Below are 18,347 nucleotides of genomic sequence, written 5' to 3' on the forward strand. Positions count from 1 at the left end.
CTACTGATTCTGTAATTCTTCAAGTTCTTCCCAGCGCTCTAGGGCGGCTTCAAGGTCAGACTCAAGTTGTGCTAAATGGTTCAACGCTTTCGTTGTTACATCACTGTTTTGCTTGAAAAAGTCAACGTCACTAACAACCGCTTGTTGAGTTTCAATTTCAACTTCAAGTTGTTCCATTTTATTAGGCAGTTGTTCTAATTCAAGTTTTAATTTGTACGTTAGTTTATTTCCTTTACTCTCTACTTTTACAGGCGTCACCGGTGCCGATTTTTCAGTCTTTTTTGTTAGCTGCGGTGTTTGTTTCTCTTGCTCTGCTAAGTAGCTAACATAAGCTTCATAGTCACTGTAACCACCTACTATATCAGTTACTTTACCATTTCCTTCAAATGCCCAAACACTTGAACACGTATTATCAATAAACTCACGGTCATGGCTTACAATCAGCACAGTGCCTTGATATTGATTAATTATGTCCTCTAATAACTCAAGTGTTTCAATATCCAAGTCATTCGTTGGCTCATCGAGAACAAGTATATTAGACGGTTTTAAAAACAATTTAGCTAATAGTAATCTGTTTTTTTCACCACCAGAGAGTGCTTTAACAGGGGTTCGAGCACGTGCTGGCGGGAATAAAAAGTCTTGTAAATAACCTAAAACATGACGTGAGCGACCACCCATCATCACTTCTTGTTTACCTTCAGCAACGTTATCTTGTACTGTTGCTTCTTCATCTAACTTTTCACGATATTGGTCAAAGTAAGCAAATTCTAAATTAACACCTTGTTTAGTTATGCCATTATCTGGCACTAAATCGCCGAACATTAATTTTAATAGGGTTGTTTTACCAATCCCATTTGGGCCAACTAAACCTATACGGTCACCGCGCATAACAAGCGTAGAGAAGTCATTTACAATGACTTTGTCTTTGAATGCATGACATAAATTTTTAGCTTCAAACACTAACTTACCAGAGCGATCTGCCGTTTCGATATTAAAGTCAGTTTTACCTACTTGATCAACACGTTGTTTGCGCTCGGTACGAAGCTGCTTTAACTCCCTAACACGTCCTTCGTTACGCGTTCTACGTGCTTTAACACCCTGTCGGATCCATGTTTCTTCTTCTGCTAAACGTTTATCGAACAATGCATTTTGAGCTTCTTCAACTTTTAAATCATGCGCTTTTTGTTCTAAATAAGTCGCGTAATCACCAGGATAGGATATAAGTTTACCGCGATCCAAATCTAAAATACGCGTAGCAACAGCACGAATAAACGCACGGTCATGCGATATAAATACAATACCGCCTTTAAATTCTTTTAAGAACTGCTCAAGCCACATAACACTTGCCATGTCTAAGTGGTTTGTTGGCTCATCAAGAAGTAATAAATCAGGCTCACTAACAAGTGCACGAGCAAGTGCCACCTTACGTAGCCAACCACCTGAAAGAGACTCAAGTTTAGCGTCTGGTGTTAACTCTAATTGAGTTAACACTAATTGAATTCGGCTATCAAAGCGCCAGCCATCTGCTGCTTCTAATTGGTTTGATAAACGCTCAAGTTTGTTTAATAACTTATCATTACACTCTGTTTGTAACTCATTACTTACATGGTGAAAATCAATAAGCAAATTAGCAATTTCTGGCATACCTTGCGCAACGTAATCAAATACTGTTCCACTTGCACCTTTTGGTGGATCTTGCTCTAAGCGTGAAATTCGTATTCCGCCAAGCTGATTTATTTCACCATCATCTAAAACAACTTGGCCATCAAGTACTTTTAATAACGTTGATTTACCCGCGCCATTTCGGCCAACCACACACACTCGCTCGCCACTTTCAATTACAGCATCAGCTTTGTTCAACAAGGCGTGTGTACCAAAGGCAAGTTGTGCTTTTAAAATTCTAATTAAATCCATAATTCTTATTTGCTCTTATTCTGTTTGCGCTAAAAATTCACGCACACTGTGTGAGGTAAAAGGCCAAAAAAACTGTTCGCCATGTTCACTTTTTAATACAGGAATACTGATTTGATACTCAGCTATAAGCTGCTCATCAGTCATAATATCGATTAGTAATAACTCACTAGTATCACTAAGTACCTCAGTGATAAGTTGCTCTGCTTGTTCACATAAATGGCAACCATCCGTGTGATATAAAACCCATTTAGCCATGCGTAATTAACCAGCTATTATGGATTTTTTTATTGCGCTTAAAATCGGGTGATAATGTTTTATCTGAAATATTAACGGCTTTTAAACCTAAACCAATCAGCCCTACTTCATCCATCACAAAGCCACGTTTGTTATTAGAGAAAATTAACGTACCCGATGGGCTTAAAATCTTTTTAACCCAAGTTAATAATTTAATATGATCGCTCTGTACATCAAATGCATCTTTCATGCGTTTTGAGTTAGAAAAAGTTGGAGGATCTAAAAATATTAAATCGTATTGCGCGGTTGCATGTTCTAACCATTTTAAGCAGTCTGCTTGTTCAAAACGGTAACGTGTATTATTGATACCATTTAAATCAAAGTTATCTTGGCCCCATTTTAAGTAAGTCTTTGATAAATCAACGGTGGTAATTGCTTTTGCGCCACCTAAGGCTGCATGCACAGACGCTGTACCCGTGTAAGCAAACAAGTTTAAAAAGCGTTTATCTTTGGCATTTTCTTGAATGTAACGACGCATTAAGCGGTGATCTAAAAACAATCCAGTGTCTAAATAATCAAATAAATTGACTTTAAACTTAGCACCAAATTCTTCAACAACCATAGTACGGTTTTGTTTAGACATTGCGGTGTATTGATCTTCACCCTTTTGTTTTTTACGCACTTTTACAGCAATGTTTTCAGGGGCAATTTCAAGCTGTTGAGAGGTTAAACTGATTACATCTTGCAGGCGTTTTTCTGAGGTTTTTTCATCGATTTCTTTAGGCGCTGCGTATTCAAAAATGACCGCTGAATCACCGTAAATATCCACAGCAACATTGTACTCAGGGATATCCGCTTCATATACTCGGTAAGCATCCACTTTATTTTGTTTAAGCCAATTTTTTAAACCGTGTTTATTCTTTTTTAAACGATTTGCAAATGACGTTGAGCCTTCAAAATTAAGTGCTTTTTTATCATCTGTCGTTAGGCTTACTTGCTTATCATCTAATTGATATAAGTTAAGTTCAACGTCAAGTGGGCCATTTTTAAACTTATAACGCTTAAGGCGAACTAGTTTTAAAAGTTTAAATAAGCTCTCATCCATGCCTAGTAAGGCAAGTTTCCAGTGATTAAAATGCTTTTTAAAGCCAACACCTAAATTACGGTGTAAGTCTACAAGTTCAGCCATAGAGCCAATACGCTCACCATACGGTAAGTTTGAAATGACCACACCCGGTAACTTAGCAACTGCAGTCAGTTTGGTTGCATCGCTTTGTTTAAATTTAATAACGTCATCAAGCTCAGCACGTTTTGCATTATCAATAGCTTTACCTAAAACTTGCTCATCGTAATCGTGACCAATTAACCACAATTTAGGATCGGTAATATTAGCAAGTAATTCTTCTTTTAGTTCTTTAAATTTAGCGGCTCTAAAGCTTGGCAAACGTTCAAAAGCAAAACCTTCACGGAACAAGCCTGGTGCTTCATTTCGTGCCATACCTGCAGCTTCAATTAAAATAGTCCCCGCACCACAACATGGATCAAATAAAGGCTGTTTTACATTATCAAGCCAGCCACTGCGCTTAATTAGAGCGGCTGCTAAATGTTCTTTAATAGGTGCTTTACCTTGACCTTGACGGTAACCACGTTCAGATAAGCGGGGGCCAGAGTAATCAATATACATTGATACACCATAACGATTTAAACGTGCAACAACACGTACGTTAGCATCTTGCTTATCTACATTTGGGCGCTGTTCGAATAAATCATTAAAGTAATCAACTATCGCATCTTTAATTACAAGACCAGAAAACTGCGTATTTTTTAATGAATCATTTGTGCCATTGAAGTCAACTGCGAATGTTTGCGTTGGTCCAAACCATTCTTGCCATGGCTGCGAACGCGCAAAGTTGTACAGGCTACTTTTGTCATCTACGCCTTCTTTTTCTTCAATAAGCATAAGCACACGCGTAGCAAAACGACTTGATAAACAAACCTTTTGCGCTAGTAATGAGTCAGCCTCAAAACGAACTGAACCCACAGTTTGCTTAGACACCGTTGCGCCAAGCTCTGTTAGTTCATCAACCAATAAATTTTCGATTCCGATAGAAGTAAGTGCGATAAATTGCAAAGTAGTAACCCTTAATAGCTAATTGCGCAGGATTATATCATAGGTTGGCATACAAACACGCCATAAACACGTGCATATAAGGTAAATTTGGTTAGGCGGTTTGGCTTTGATATTGCTGATTTAAGATAGGGTGTACGCGGTTATTTAAAATACGGACAACTTCAAACTGTGTTAATGATAAATTTTCATCCAGTTTAAAGTCCTCACTCAGATTTAAACAAATAGAAGCATCAGGGCAATGCTCCACAATAAGAAAGTCACCCGATTGTGCTTTAGATGTTAATTTTACAATTGCTTCAACACTAGGATCTGAGCCAGTATACTCTTTAAAAAACCAGCTTTTAGCTAAAACTGGCTTTAAATGATATTTTACTGCGGTTGCATTAAGCGATATTTGGCATATTTTTGCAGGACTCCACACGTTAAAGCCTACTAAATAGTTATATACTTGCTCGTAAAACGCGGCATCCTCCACGCTAAAGTAAGGGTTTTTAAATGCAGAGTCGGTTAATAACCTTAGTTTATAGGGGGTGCACAACTGCATATCGTCATTTAAATCAAGCAGTAAGCGATTTTTATCGGCACAAGCAATCCATTGCCATTGCTTTGATGCTTGTAACATATAACCCCCCTTACTTAAGTGATATAATTAAAATAATACAATAAGCTTAGAGTATAACCGCTTTTAATCATTATATAAATATTTACTTAGAACATTTATCGAACGATCAAAAGCTTAGATAGCAGATCCTTATAAGCCATTTACAATTGATTTTACCAATTGCGGGCCTTTATAAATAAACCCGGTGTAAATTTGCACTAAATCTGCTCCGGCATTTATTTTTTCCTTTGCCGATAGTACATCATCAATACCACCTACCCCTATTATTGGTAGTTGCCCGTGAGTTAAACGTTTTAACTCACTTACCACGTGCGTAGAACGTTCTTTTACTGGATGTCCTGATAACCCACCCGCTTCATCAGCATATTGCTGACCAATCACTGCGCTTCGCTCTAACGTGGTATTAGTGGCAATCACACCATCAATCTTATTGTTAATTAAAGACTCACTTACTTGCTCAATTTGGATCTGATCCAGATCGGGCGCAATTTTGACAAGCATTGGGACTTGTTTATTATATTTTGCGATTAAATCTAACTGTTCATTTTTCAAACTTTGTAATAAATCATCCAGCGCCGCACCGTACTGCAGATCACGAAGGCCTGGGGTATTGGGCGATGAAATATTCACTGTGATATAAGAAGCATGTTCAAATATTTTGCGCATACAATGAATATAATCATCCTTACCTTGTTCATTAGGCGTATCTTTATTTTTGCCAATATTAATGCCTAGTATGCCATTGTATTTTGCCGCTTTTACATTGGCGACTAAGTTATCAACACCTTTATTATTAAAACCCATTCTATTGATGATCGCATTTGACTCTGGCAACCTAAAAATACGCGGCTTATCATTTCCTATTTGAGGACGAGGTGTAACTGTACCTACTTCAATAAAGCCAAAGCCCATTTGGCTAAAGGCATCAATACACTCAGCGTTTTTATCAAGCCCTGCTGCAAGTCCCACTGGATTTTTAAATTCAAGGCCTAAAAAATTAACAGGCTTGTCTGCAACATTTTGTGACCATGCGGCTTTTAAAGGGGTATGTGCGAAGCGACGAAGATTATTGAGGGCAAACTCATGGGCCCACTCCGCATCACGAGTGAACATAAACCGGCGAGCTAAATCATAAAACATCAAGATAATCCTCTAATAAATAACAGACAAAAAAATACCTCAGACAAGGCTGAGGTATTGTATAACAATTTTAATAATTAACTTATTATTTACGAAAGAAATAATAACCCAAATACTAAATTATTTAACAGATGTATCGCAATTATGGCTTAATAACATCAGTTCACGGAGCGCTACAGAAAACTTAGCGAAATCGTGACTTTGCGATGTTTTAAATTCAGCCAGCATTTGCTTCCAACGTAGAAGCAGTAATTCTTGGCTATTCATCCACTGATCAATTTGACTATCTACATCGCTATCGTCACCTTCAAAGCTATTTAATACAACTTCAGATAACGTACGTTGTTGCCAATCTAATTCTTCACGGTAAGAAGAACGAGCAAGTGCTTGCCAGTGGTTAGCAACTGGTTGATTTGTTATTTGGTCTAAGAACCAATGTAGCCCCATTCGCGCACCTAACTTGAAGTAAGTGTTAGAAACCATTGCTATATTTCGACCTGTTTTACTTGCTACTTCAGCTAGGTCCATTACAGAGAACAAGCTTGATAACGACACAATGCGTTCAGCAATCTGACTAGGTACACCGTCTTCTATCAGTTTATTCGCTTCGATAACAATACGGTCATTTTCTTTTTCAACCATATAGTTTCCTAAGTTATCACTTAGATCTTTAAAGGTTGGTGCAAAATGCGCAATTGCTTGTTCAATCGTTTGCGCTTTGTTTCTATGGCGTAGGAACCAACGCGTAGTACGACGTACAGTACGGCGTAATTGATACAGCATTTCAGTTTGTACTGCTGACGGTATCTTATTATCTAGCGCGCTAATTGATGACCAAGTATCACGCATCTCGAAGATTTCACTGGCAATTGAATAACACATTGCAATTTCAGCTTCGTTTGCACCGGTTTCTTCATGCATACGAACCATGAAGTTTAAACCCATATCGTTGACAATATTATTAGCCAACTTAGTCGCGATAATTTCTTTACGAAGCGGATGATTATTCATCGCATCGTCAAACTTCTCACGTAATGGGCGTGGGAATGACTTAACAAGCAACTGACGATAATAAGGGTTTTCAGTAATTTCATCACTTACTAACGTCTCTTTCAATACCATTTTAGCGTATGAAACAAGCACTGAAAGCTCAGGACGAGTTAAATCTTTACCTGCTGCTGCACGCTCAGCAAGCTCTTCATCACTAGGGATAAACTCAATTGCACGGTTTAATTTGCCCTCTTTTTCAAGTGCGTGGATAAAGCGTATTTTCTCTTTAAGCGTAGACGTACCTTTAGATTGCGTAATTGAGATGGTATGCGTTTGACGATAGCAGTCTTTTAGCACTAACTCAGATACTTCATCTGTCATCGAATAAAGTAATTCATCTCGTTGTTTACGTGTTAAATCACCTTCTGCAACTAAGCCATTAAGTAAAATCTTAATGTTAACTTCGTTATCTGAACATGCCACACCGCCTACGTTATCAATAAAGTCAGTGTTAACACGACCGCCTTTTGCAGCAAATTCTACACGCCCTAGTTGGGTCGCGCCTAAGTTACCACCCTCGCCTATAATTTTCGCACCTAATTCTTTACCGTTAATACGTAGTGCATCATTTGCACGATCCCCTACATCAGCATCGGTCTCTTTTGAATTTTTAATGTATGTTCCGATACCGCCATTCCACAGTAAATCGAAATTCATCATTAATGACGCTTTCATTAATTCATTTGGTGTCATGCTTGCTTTTTTCGTGCCAAGCATTTTCTTCATTTCAGGACTTAATGTGATTGATTTAGCCGCACGAGAGAAAATACCACCACCGGCAGAAATAAGGTCTTTATTATAATCTTCCCAAGAAGAACGTGGCATGTTGAATAAGCGCTCACGTTCAGGGTAAGATTTTGCAGCATCTGGGTTAGGATCTACAAAAATATGCATATGGTTAAAAGCAACTTGTAAACGGATGTGTTTAGATAACAGCATACCGTTACCAAATACATCACCCGCCATGTCACCAATTGCAACAACGGTAAAGTCTGTCGTTTGACAATCAATATCCATTTCACGGAAATGACGTTTTACCGACTCCCATGCACCTTTAGCGGTAATGCCCATCTTCTTGTGGTCATAACCGACAGAGCCACCTGAAGCAAATGCATCGCCCAGCCAGAAATTATATTCGTTAGCAATACCGTTTGCGATATCTGAGAACGTAGCAGTTCCTTTATCGGCCGCAACAACTAAATACGCATCGTCTTCATCGTGACGTACAACATCTTTAGCTGGCACTATTTCACCGCGCTCAATATTGTCTGTAATATCTAATAGACCACGAATAAAGATTTTATAGCACTCTTGTCCTTCTTTAATAAACGCTTCGCGTTCAGTCGGTAGCTGTTTACATACAAAACCACCTTTAGAACCAACAGGTACAATTACTGTATTCTTAACTTGTTGAGCTTTAACTAAGCCAAGTACTTCAGTGCGGAAATCTTCACGACGGTCTGACCAACGAAGTCCACCACGCGCTACTTTTCCGTAACGTAAATGCACACCTTCTACGCGAGGCGAATAAACAAAAATCTCAAATGCCGGTAAAGGTAATGGCACATCCGGAATTAAGCTAGGTTGAATCTTAAATGAAACATACGATTTAAACTGCCCTTGCGCATCTTTTTGATAATAGTTGGTACGAAGTGTAGCTACAATCATATCAACGTATAAACGGATAATGCGGTCATCATCGAGGTTCGCGACATTCTCAAGTTCTAAGTAAACCTGAGCAATAAGCTTCTCTATTGTTTTTGCACTGGCGGGTGCTTTAACTGAGAATTTTTTAGCAAATAAGTTAACAATCTGCGCGGCAATATTTGGGTAGTTAGCGAATGTACTTTCAATATACGTTTGCGAGAAAGTAACACCAATTTGGCGCATGTATTTAGCATAAGCGCGGAGAATTGAAGCTTCACGTCCAGCCAAGCCACCCATAAGTACTAAACGGTTAAAACCATCATTTTCTAAGCGATTAGCCCAAACATTAGTTAACGCTGCGCGAAAACGTGCAGACACTTTGTCAAAATCAGCCATCCCTTTACTGTCTATCAGCATAGAGAAATCCATGATCCAATTAATGCGACCATCACTAGTTTTAACTGAGTAAGGTGTTTCACCCACAACTCGTAAACCGAAGTTTTCAAGCATCGGCATTACATCCGATAAGTGAATCGGCTCATCTTTATGGAATAAGCTTAAGCGTACAATATTACTGTTGGCTTCTTCTTGCGGGCGATAAAAAAGCATTTCCAGCTTATTTTCATCGGTTAGTAATTCTAGTTTTTCAATATCGACAACGGCTGCGCTTGGTAAAACTTCATCTTTATATGAGCGCGCAAATGCATTGCAATATTTACGATTTAAATCGTTTCCGCGAGCTTCGCCAGCAGATTCTAGTAATGCCGATTGTAATTTATCTTCCCATGTTCGGGCAGCTTCTACTAAATTGTTTTCGATGTCTTTCACGTTATATTCGATATTGTTGTCGGTCACACGAACGGTATAATGAGTACGCGCCAGTGTTGACTCAGAAAAATAAGTAGTAAATTCGACTTTATCGTCAGAATTAAATGCATTGCCTAAAATAGCTTGCGTTTCTCGGCGTAATGCTGTGTTGTAACGCTCTCGTGGTACATACACCATGCAAGAGAAAAAGCGACCATAGGCATCTTTTCGCACAAATAAGCGGCACATATCACGCTCTTGTACCTGTAAAACACCGGTGGCAACTTCTAACAGCTCACTTTCACGTGCTTGAACAAGCTCATCACGTGGATACGTTTCTAAGATATTCAGTACTGCTTTGTACGCATGTGTGCCTTTAGCAAAATCACACATTTCCATGATGCGATTAATTTTACTTTTAAGAACAGGTACATCTGAGGCACTGTTATTATAAAAATTTGATGAGAACAAACCAATGAAGCGATCTTCACCAATAACATTACCTTCCTCATCAAAGCGCTTAATGCCAACGTAGTCGATATAAGCAGGACGGTGAACGCGAGAAAGTGAATTCGTTTTTGTTAAAATAAGCAAATTGCTACTGCGCGCTTCTTGACGGGCCACTTCTGGTAATTCAGAAAGTAAGCGCGTGTGCTCTTCAGTCGAGTTTTTCATCAAACCAAGGCTTGTTTCCATTTTACCTTTAAGTTGATAATCACCCTGCACTGGGCTTAACTCATATTCGCGGTAACCCATTAAGGTAAAGTTATCTTTAACTAACCAATCTAAAAATTCGACTGTTTCTGATACTTCACTTTCATTTTTATTGTGGCTACGCTTTGGCAGCGCTTTATTTACCGCAATTAATTTTTTGCGAATTGGTTGCCAGTCTTCTACCGCAACAGACACATCAACAAGGACTGACTCTAATTCTTTCTTAAAAGACTCAATCACAGAAGAATCTGTTTGACGGTCAATTTCAATAAAAAACACAGTTTTTGTTGATGTTGATTCTTGCTCTGCTTTTAAATTTGATAAGCCCGATATTTTAGCGTTTTTATCACGCTGAATTTTAAGTGGGCTATGAAGTAGTAAATGAGAGGCGATATTTTCGCGAGTCATGGCCATACGAACTGAATCAACTAAAAACGGCATGTCTTTAGCAATAATCTCAACAATTGTATGTGATGACTGCCAGCCATCTTTTGCCACTTCTGGATTAAAAACGCGAATAACAGCGTCGTCGTTAGTATTTTTTTCTAGCGAATTCCAAAGGCTTAGTGCAGCGCCATATAAGTCACTATCGTTGCGGTTTGCCAAATCCTCTTTAGACATATTGCTGTACAAGGCTTTGGCGAATTTTTCAACGAGTAACACATTATCAGCGTGAACTTTTTTCTGGATCAGCTTACAGACATTATCTAGGATAACCGAGGCTTGGCCTTCATTTCGTGTCATTGTATGTTCCTTAATCTATTACTGCTCAGGAGCAGGAATTTTGTACAGCCATTTATTAGCGTGGAGTCAGTTAAATTCTAACCCTTTTACAACTAATAAACAGCCTTTTCGATGAAAACATTTTAAGCATTTCAGCTATTTGGTCATCTATTCACAAAACATAGATATAAATGGCTATTCCTAGCCATTTAGGAGCAAAATTATTCACATTATTTTTTCTGGTCGGTCCAGAGCAGGCTACCAATTGCAGGTAATAACAGTACTGCGCCTAGCATATTTACTAAAAACATGAAGGTAAGCAGTATTCCCATATCAACTTGGAATTTTAAATCAGAGAAAATCCACGTACTTACACCGATAGCTAATGTAATACCAGTAAACAAGACCGCACTACCACGTTCCACTAGTGCATTACGATACGCCACTGAAAGCGGTACATTTTGCTTTAGCTGGCCCATCATCGATGAGAGTATATAAATACCGTAATCGACCCCAATACCAACACCTAATGCAATTACAGGTAATGTAGACACTGTTAAACCAATTTCCAGTTGTACCATTAGTGCTTGTGCAAGTGTTGAAACCACATAAAGTGGAAGAACCACAGCAATCGTCGCTTTTACACTTTTAAAGCTCAGTAAGCATAAAATAATAACAGCGCCATAAACGTATAGCATCATCGGTATCTGCGCTTCAGATACCGATTCATTCGTAGCGGCCATCACACCAACTGGGCCCGATGCTAATTTAAAGGCTACTTTATCTGTGCCTTCCTCTTGTGCAAATTGCTTAACGCTCTCTATTACACGGTCAATAGTTTGTGCTTTATGATCATTTAAAAAGATAATCACTGGCATAACAGAACAGTTACCGTTTAATAAACCAGTACTTGTTTCTACGCGAGAAGTAGACTGGACTAAGCTTGCCGAATTACGTGGTAAACTTTGCCATTTTAGATTTCCTTCGTTATAGCCTGCATTTACCGACTGTGCCACAGAACTTAAACTAACCGCAGATTGTACACCAACAACATTTTCCACCTTGTATTGGAAACGACTAATACGCTGCATCACATCGTGATCAGTACACGCTGCTGGGTAAGCTTCTACTATTACTTTTAAAATATCAGATGAAATAGTGTATCTATCCGATATCAAAAAAGTATCTTGATTATAACGAGCATCTTGATGCAGTGATGGCGCACCTGCATGTAAATCACCAATGCGCATTTTATCTGCTTGCCAGTAACCTAACGCAAATAACACTAACGTAAATCCGATGATCATTTTTGCGACTTTAGGGTCGGTTGCTTTGACAAGTAAATCTCTAATTTTATCGAGCATATTAGGTTTGTTAGCATCGCCTGATTGAATATGCACGCTGCCTTCAAACTTCATGTACGAAGCCCACACAGGTAATAAAATTAAATTAGTAAATATAATTACGGCAACACCTAAGCTCGCTGTTATAGCAAGTTCTCGAATTATACCGATATCGATAGTGAGTAACGTTAAAAAGCCAACCGTATCAGATAGCAAGGCTATGCCACCTGGCACCAGTAAAGATCGAAAGCTAGATTGACAACATACACGTGTACTTTTGCCTTCACCTACTTTTTTACCAATGGCATTGATCATTTGCACACCATGACTTACACCAATAGCAAACACCAAAAATGGCACCAAAATAGACATTGGATCAAGGCCAAAGCCTAAACTTGAGAGTAAACCTAACTGCCAAATAACAGCTATAATTGAGCAGGCAATAGGTAAAATAGTTAACTTTAAGCTACCACAAAATAACCACACCATAATAAACGTAAAGGCAATCGCTATAGCAAAAAATAGTACGACCCCTTTTGCACCCTCGGCAATATCCCCCGCCATTTTAGCAAAGCCAATTATATGGATACTGACTTTGTCAGTACTGAGAGGTTCACGAAGTTCATTTTCTAACTTTTGCGCAAATAAAAGCGTATCTAGTTTTTGCTGCGTTTGTGGATCAGTTTCTAGAAGCTGCGCTGTGACCATCGCACACGAATAATCACTAGCAATCATTCGCCCAACAACTTTTGCTTTTTCGATGTTTTCTTTAACAACGCCTAAACCACGCGCATCCGCTGTAAAGTTTGCAGGAATAATGGGGCCGCCGGCAAAGCCATCTTCAACTACTTCAACAAAACGAGCACTGGGAGAAAATATTGAGTTTACTAAAGGACGATTTACACCTGGGATAAAATAGAGTTGATCGTGAACCGCTTTCAATTGCGTGAAAAACTCAGGGTTAAATATATTTCCGCTGTCATCACACACCGAAATTAAAATGCTATTTGCACCGCCAAATTGTGTTTCGTGTTTCGTGTATACCTTCATGTATTCATGGTTTAACGGAATATTTTTGTTAAACGAGGCATCAAGTTGGATCTGTGTCGCTTTAAATACGAGGAAACACGTTATAAGTGCAAAACTTATAAGCATAATCAAACGATGCCTAAAAATCGCTTTTTCTATAAAATCTAATATTTTATGCATTAAGGGGTCAACTCCTTCACTTTAATGCCGTTTTCTGTTGCCATGATTAACTTATTATTTGAAATCACGCCATCAAGAATTGCTTTACCATCTGCTAGTTGCTCATAAGTGAGCAGCCCATCTTTTAAATGAAAAATCACACCACTGTTGGCCAGCATTAACCATTGTTCATTGTTATAATTGAGAATACTGTTAATGGTTGCCGTTTTAACATTTTCTAAATGTTGCCAATCTTGCTCTTCGCGCTGCTTAGTAAATACATTACCACGTAAGCCTGCAACAACTTCGAGTGCGTCATCTGAATTAAACGCAAAAAATGAACCTGGGTAAATTTCTTCTATACGCTGCCAAGTAAGGCCTGCATCCATACTTTTTGCCATTAAGCCCATTTCACCAACCAAAACCAGTCCATTTGCACTTTGTTCTATCCGATTAAAGTGTGGCAAGATTGACGCTGTTTCAGCATCGTATGCCTGTGGATCATTTTCTTTTAAATCATTTAAGTATTCTCTATCTTCACTAAAAAGTAATGAATCTAAAAAACGTTTTTGCCAATGCACACCACCATCACTGGTTTGATAAAACATGCCATAAGCCCCCACAGCAAAGCCATGCAAGTCGTCTTTAAAAAGAATATCTAAACATGGTTTGTCTAATTGTGGGCTAGATTGTTGTAGCTGCCAGTTTACGCCACCATCCGTTGTATTAATTATTGTTGCATCGTGACCACATGCCCAACCATTATTGTCACTACTAAAATCAACAGCCGTAAGTAAAACTTGAGTAGGTACTACATCAGCTTGTTGCCATTGAGTTCCATCAGTACTTCTAATGATCGTGCCATGTTTCCCTACAGCAATTAAGTGTGTATCTGTACTAGTGATATCGGTTAAGAGGGTTTTATCTGCATTGATCACGTTAATAGCATTTTTAGGAGCATCTTGCGCAATACTCGCACCGCTTATAATTAGGCTGGCATATACCAAATACTTCATAAGTTTTAATCGCCTTGAACTGAGGAATTGTTTGTCTTTAATACTGAGGAAAGTCCAGCGCGTTAACAAGACAAACGCGATGAGATAGGAAAAAGGCACCTAACCAATTAGTTAGATGCCAACTTTAGGACTATTTACCAGCGCGACGTAGTGCACTTGAAGTAAATTCGTTATCGTTAAACGATTGCGAAAAGTCGTACATCTTCTCTTGATTATCTAAACCAATTGCCAAGTATCGACGTGAATTCAAATCATGATAAACTTCTAAAGTACTCCACTGTGTAGGCACTTCGTAGTAATTAAGACCATATGCCATTGCAACACGATACAGTTGATCACGGTTATCATAAATATCAGTTACCTGAACTTGCCAGCTATCTTCATCAATATAAAAAACACGCTTTTTATATATATGACGAGTGTCGTCTTTCAAGTTAGCTTCAACAACCCAAACACGGTGCTTTTCGTAACGCGTATGTGCAGGATTAATGTGGCCAGGCATTAAAATATCATCGTATTTAAGCTGATCGCTATGAAGTTTATAACTATTATATGGGATATAAAGTTCTTTTTTACCCTTCAACGTCCAGTTATAACGATTTGGCGAACCGTTAAACATATCAAAATCATCAGTCGTACGTAAGCTATCAGCCGCTGTACCTGGTGCATCATATGCAACATTTGGCGCGCGACGAACACGACGTTGTCCTGAATTATAAGTCCACGCTTGTCTTGGTGTTAATATTTGATCCATTGTTTCATGAACAAGTAATGCAGTACCGGCTAAACGTGCAGGCTCTGTTACTTTTTGTTTAAATTTAAACAAAATATTTGAATCTTTTAACTGAGCAGGCGTTGCACTCGGATCTGAATATTTAACTAATAGCTGCTCATCAAAGCCAACATAGTTGTAAGAACCCGATGCTGTAGGAGCCGCTTGACCACCAAAACGTTCGATAGACTGACCTCGGTAACGTAATAAATGGTTCCAAATTGCTTCTAATCCCGTTTTTGGAATAGGAAATGGCGTCCCAATTGCAGTACTTTTAATGCCATTGCCTTCTTCAACTAATTCAGCAGTTGTTGCAAACTGTTTTGTAGCATCATAAACAAATTGAGGGAAAGACGCTGAACGGCGTGTTTCGTAAATTGGCATTTTGAATGTATCAGGATACGTTTCAAATAATGCAATTTGCCCAGGGCTTAAGTTCGCTTTGTATTTATCGATATTACTTTTATCAATAGTGAAAAGCACTTTATCTGTTGCAAATGGGTCAAGGTGATGCATACCAGGCTCATAACCTGCCGGAGCAGTCGTTATGCCATTATTCCAAGCAGGAATAGATCCATCAGCATTGCCCGCTTTCTCAGCACCAAGTGGTGTTAAGTTTTGGCCTAATTGTGCAACTTCATCAGCAGTGAGTTTTGCTAGTGCTGCATTACTTGCAAACAAACTACAAAAAGCGGTTGCGATGAGGGTAGGTTTTTTTATCATAATCATGTTACCCCTAGATTGAATATTTTAAATTGAAAGAAACGTAGTCGCGGTCTGAAAAAGTATTTATATCACCGCCGCCCCAAAAAGAGTTATAGCTCACATCAAGTGACCACGCATTTTGATAGTTAAAGCTCATAGTGGCACCTAATGATTTACGGTCTTCAATGAACAAGAACATAGGATCCGGTGTACTACCATTAACATCGTGAGAAAAAACAAAGCGTGGTGAGAAATTAATACCGTTATAAATATTAAAGTAATCACCTTTAGCAATAAGGCGGTAACCCCAAGAGGATGCAGTCGCAAATGATTTTTGCTCAGCACCATTAGACAACCCCATTTGCAACGTTGAGTAATCACTTGCATTAGGGCCTGAAATTCGACCGCTTCGTCCAGTACCTGAAATATTTAAACGCGTCTCGTCATATGAGGGCATATTATTAACACGCACACCACCAATCTCACCCACCACAGCCCAACTATCAGCACCTAATGAAGGACCAAATAAATGAGTAGCAGTAAACTGTAGTTGCGATGTATTTCGCTCAATATAACCTTTAGCTAGTTCACCTGGTCCTACAGCACTAATTGCATCGCCAATACTTAACTGTGAAATACCAGCAAATTCAGGACGCAGCCCAGCAACAGCAAGCTGCTCTGGCATAGCTGCATAAAGCAGTTCAACATCATCTATTTGCAGTGGCTCATCTTCTCTAAAAGTAAACTCACCCGCAAAGGCAGTCTCACCCAGTGACGTATTAAAACTCAAACCATAGAGTTTAATATCTTCAGGGTATTCGTTGGTCGCTTTAGAAAACGCTCTTAAATCTGATATGTTATCAGGTGTGATTTCTGTAGTAGAAAGCATCGCTAAATCTTGTGCTATAGAGGCTTGCGTAAAGTTTGAGACTCGACCAGAAATGAGAGGACGGCTGCTATGGTAATTGACATGGTATAACGCAATTTCAGTGTCATAAAAGTCAGGTAAAAACATACCTAAGCGTAAACCGTACTGGCCGTCATCGCTTGGCTCTGATTTACCTTCATCGCCTTTACCCTTTAACGCAACTTTAGTTGGATGGGCAAGGTACATATTTGAAAGCAGTTCTCGGCCTTCAGTGCTAGAAGGGTCAATACCGCGAGCTGCAGCGACTTGAGCAAAGTTAGTCGTTAAATTATTTAAGCTACTTGTTAAAAATGCTAAATCAATGTCAGGGTTAGCTGTAAAACCTAATTGAACATTTTGTTGATAGCCGTTCTCAGCCGCAAAGTCATTCGTTGAAAAATAAGTTCCCGCTGCTGGTAAACGTGTTTCATGCCATTGGTACTGATAAAAACCCTCAAGGGTTATATTTTCAGTAATACCGAGTGAAGCCCATAGCATGCCTACAGGAATAAATGCTTCTTTAAGCTCCGCACCTGGCGCTTTTAAACGCGCAATATCGACTGGGTTTACATTGATACCGTGAGAAATAAGTGTGCTTTCCCCCCAGTTAACAACTTGTTGACCAATGCGGATTGATAAAGGGTTATTACCACCATTAAAATCAAAATTAGCCCACACATACGCATCTAACAAGCGAATATCTGCACAGCTTTGCTCTTTAGTGTCTTTATCATCACACGGATCAACGCCTTGACCCGATGTTGGATTAACGTAAGCATGATCGCTATCCATTAACGCAAAGTCATAAAAGTACATAAAGCGGGTAAACAAACCGTAGTTATCTTTGCTAATTGATAGGTCGTGTGTGCCTTTTAACAGTTTTGAAAATGAATCACCACTGTCGAAGTTTAACCCACCGGCGTCACCATTATTTGAATATGAGCCTGGTTGTGCCCATACATCTTGCGATGAATAGACTGTGTTTAATGCAGGATTATAACCCGTCCAATTAAACGCTGGATTATTACTTTTGCCAATTAGGTCAAAGTTTCTATTTTCTACACGGACACTTTGCCCATAAGAAAAAGTAGAGTCGAAGGTTATATCAAAACCTCCAGCTTCGAATGTTACAGCTTGTGTGCTGGCTGCAGACAACCCTAAGCTAGCGGCTGCTATGCTTAAAGCTATTTTGTTTCGAACAAAAAGCGATCTTCTTATCATTGTGGTTCCCCCCTGTCGCGGGTCATTTTGTGTGATCAAATTATTGTTTTTAGTGTAATCATAACGATAGAAGCGATATTAATAAATTACAAATGGTCGCATTCAATCTGTTATACATTTATTCTGGCTGACGTTTACGTATTGGTAAGACGTCATACCAGATAATTTATACACGTTATTTAACAATAGAACAAATTGAAATTAACAAAAAGA

General features: G+C 38.9%; 10 protein-coding genes. All 10 read right to left on the bottom strand.

Features of this window, described 5'->3' with window-relative positions; all coding sequences use genetic code 11:
* Complete coding sequence (locus tag H5119_RS12155; protein ID WP_182702419.1) at positions 1 to 1,914, bottom strand: ABC transporter ATP-binding protein; 1,914 nt, start codon at positions 1,912 to 1,914, stop codon at positions 1 to 3.
* Positions 1,915 to 1,929: 15 nt separating this feature from the next.
* Positions 1,930 to 2,169, bottom strand: a complete 240-nt coding sequence (locus H5119_RS12160) for a glutaredoxin family protein (RefSeq protein WP_182702420.1) — start codon at positions 2,167 to 2,169, stop codon at positions 1,930 to 1,932.
* Positions 2,162 to 4,279 (bottom strand): bifunctional 23S rRNA (guanine(2069)-N(7))-methyltransferase RlmK/23S rRNA (guanine(2445)-N(2))-methyltransferase RlmL, encoded by a 2,118-nt coding sequence (gene rlmKL, locus H5119_RS12165; protein WP_182702421.1) that lies wholly within the window; start codon positions 4,277 to 4,279, stop codon positions 2,162 to 2,164. Before rlmKL ends, H5119_RS12160 begins: the two co-directional genes overlap by 8 nt.
* A gap of 91 nt (positions 4,280 to 4,370) precedes the next feature.
* Positions 4,371 to 4,901 (bottom strand): cell division protein ZapC, encoded by a 531-nt coding sequence (locus H5119_RS12170; protein ID WP_182702422.1) that lies wholly within the window; start codon positions 4,899 to 4,901, stop codon positions 4,371 to 4,373.
* Positions 4,902 to 5,030: 129 nt separating this feature from the next.
* Positions 5,031 to 6,041 (bottom strand): quinone-dependent dihydroorotate dehydrogenase, encoded by a 1,011-nt coding sequence (gene pyrD / locus H5119_RS12175; protein WP_182702423.1) that lies wholly within the window; start codon positions 6,039 to 6,041, stop codon positions 5,031 to 5,033.
* Positions 6,042 to 6,161: 120 nt separating this feature from the next.
* Positions 6,162 to 11,003, bottom strand: coding sequence for an NAD-glutamate dehydrogenase (locus H5119_RS12180; protein WP_182702424.1), 4,842 nt, complete (start codon positions 11,001 to 11,003; stop codon positions 6,162 to 6,164).
* Between the two features lie 209 nt (positions 11,004 to 11,212).
* Positions 11,213 to 13,534 (bottom strand): RND family transporter, encoded by a 2,322-nt coding sequence (locus tag H5119_RS12185; RefSeq protein WP_182702425.1) that lies wholly within the window; start codon positions 13,532 to 13,534, stop codon positions 11,213 to 11,215.
* The gene (locus H5119_RS12190; RefSeq protein WP_182702426.1) at positions 13,534 to 14,529 is read right to left on the bottom strand and encodes a YCF48-related protein; all 996 of its coding nucleotides are present in this window, start codon (positions 14,527 to 14,529) and stop codon (positions 13,534 to 13,536) included. Before H5119_RS12190 ends, H5119_RS12185 begins: the two co-directional genes overlap by 1 nt.
* 130 nt (positions 14,530 to 14,659) lie before the next feature.
* Complete coding sequence (locus H5119_RS12195; protein ID WP_077539010.1) at positions 14,660 to 16,024, bottom strand: DUF1329 domain-containing protein; 1,365 nt, start codon at positions 16,022 to 16,024, stop codon at positions 14,660 to 14,662.
* Between the two features lie 13 nt (positions 16,025 to 16,037).
* Positions 16,038 to 18,134: a DUF1302 domain-containing protein gene (locus tag H5119_RS12200; protein ID WP_182702427.1), complete on the bottom strand. Its 2,097-nt coding sequence runs from the start codon at positions 18,132 to 18,134 to the stop codon at positions 16,038 to 16,040.
* Between the last annotated feature and the right edge of the window lie 213 nt (positions 18,135 to 18,347).

The sequence above is a fragment of the Pseudoalteromonas sp. SG45-5 genome, assembly GCF_014164085.1.
Taxonomy (GTDB): Bacteria; Pseudomonadota; Gammaproteobacteria; order Enterobacterales; family Alteromonadaceae; genus Pseudoalteromonas; species Pseudoalteromonas aliena.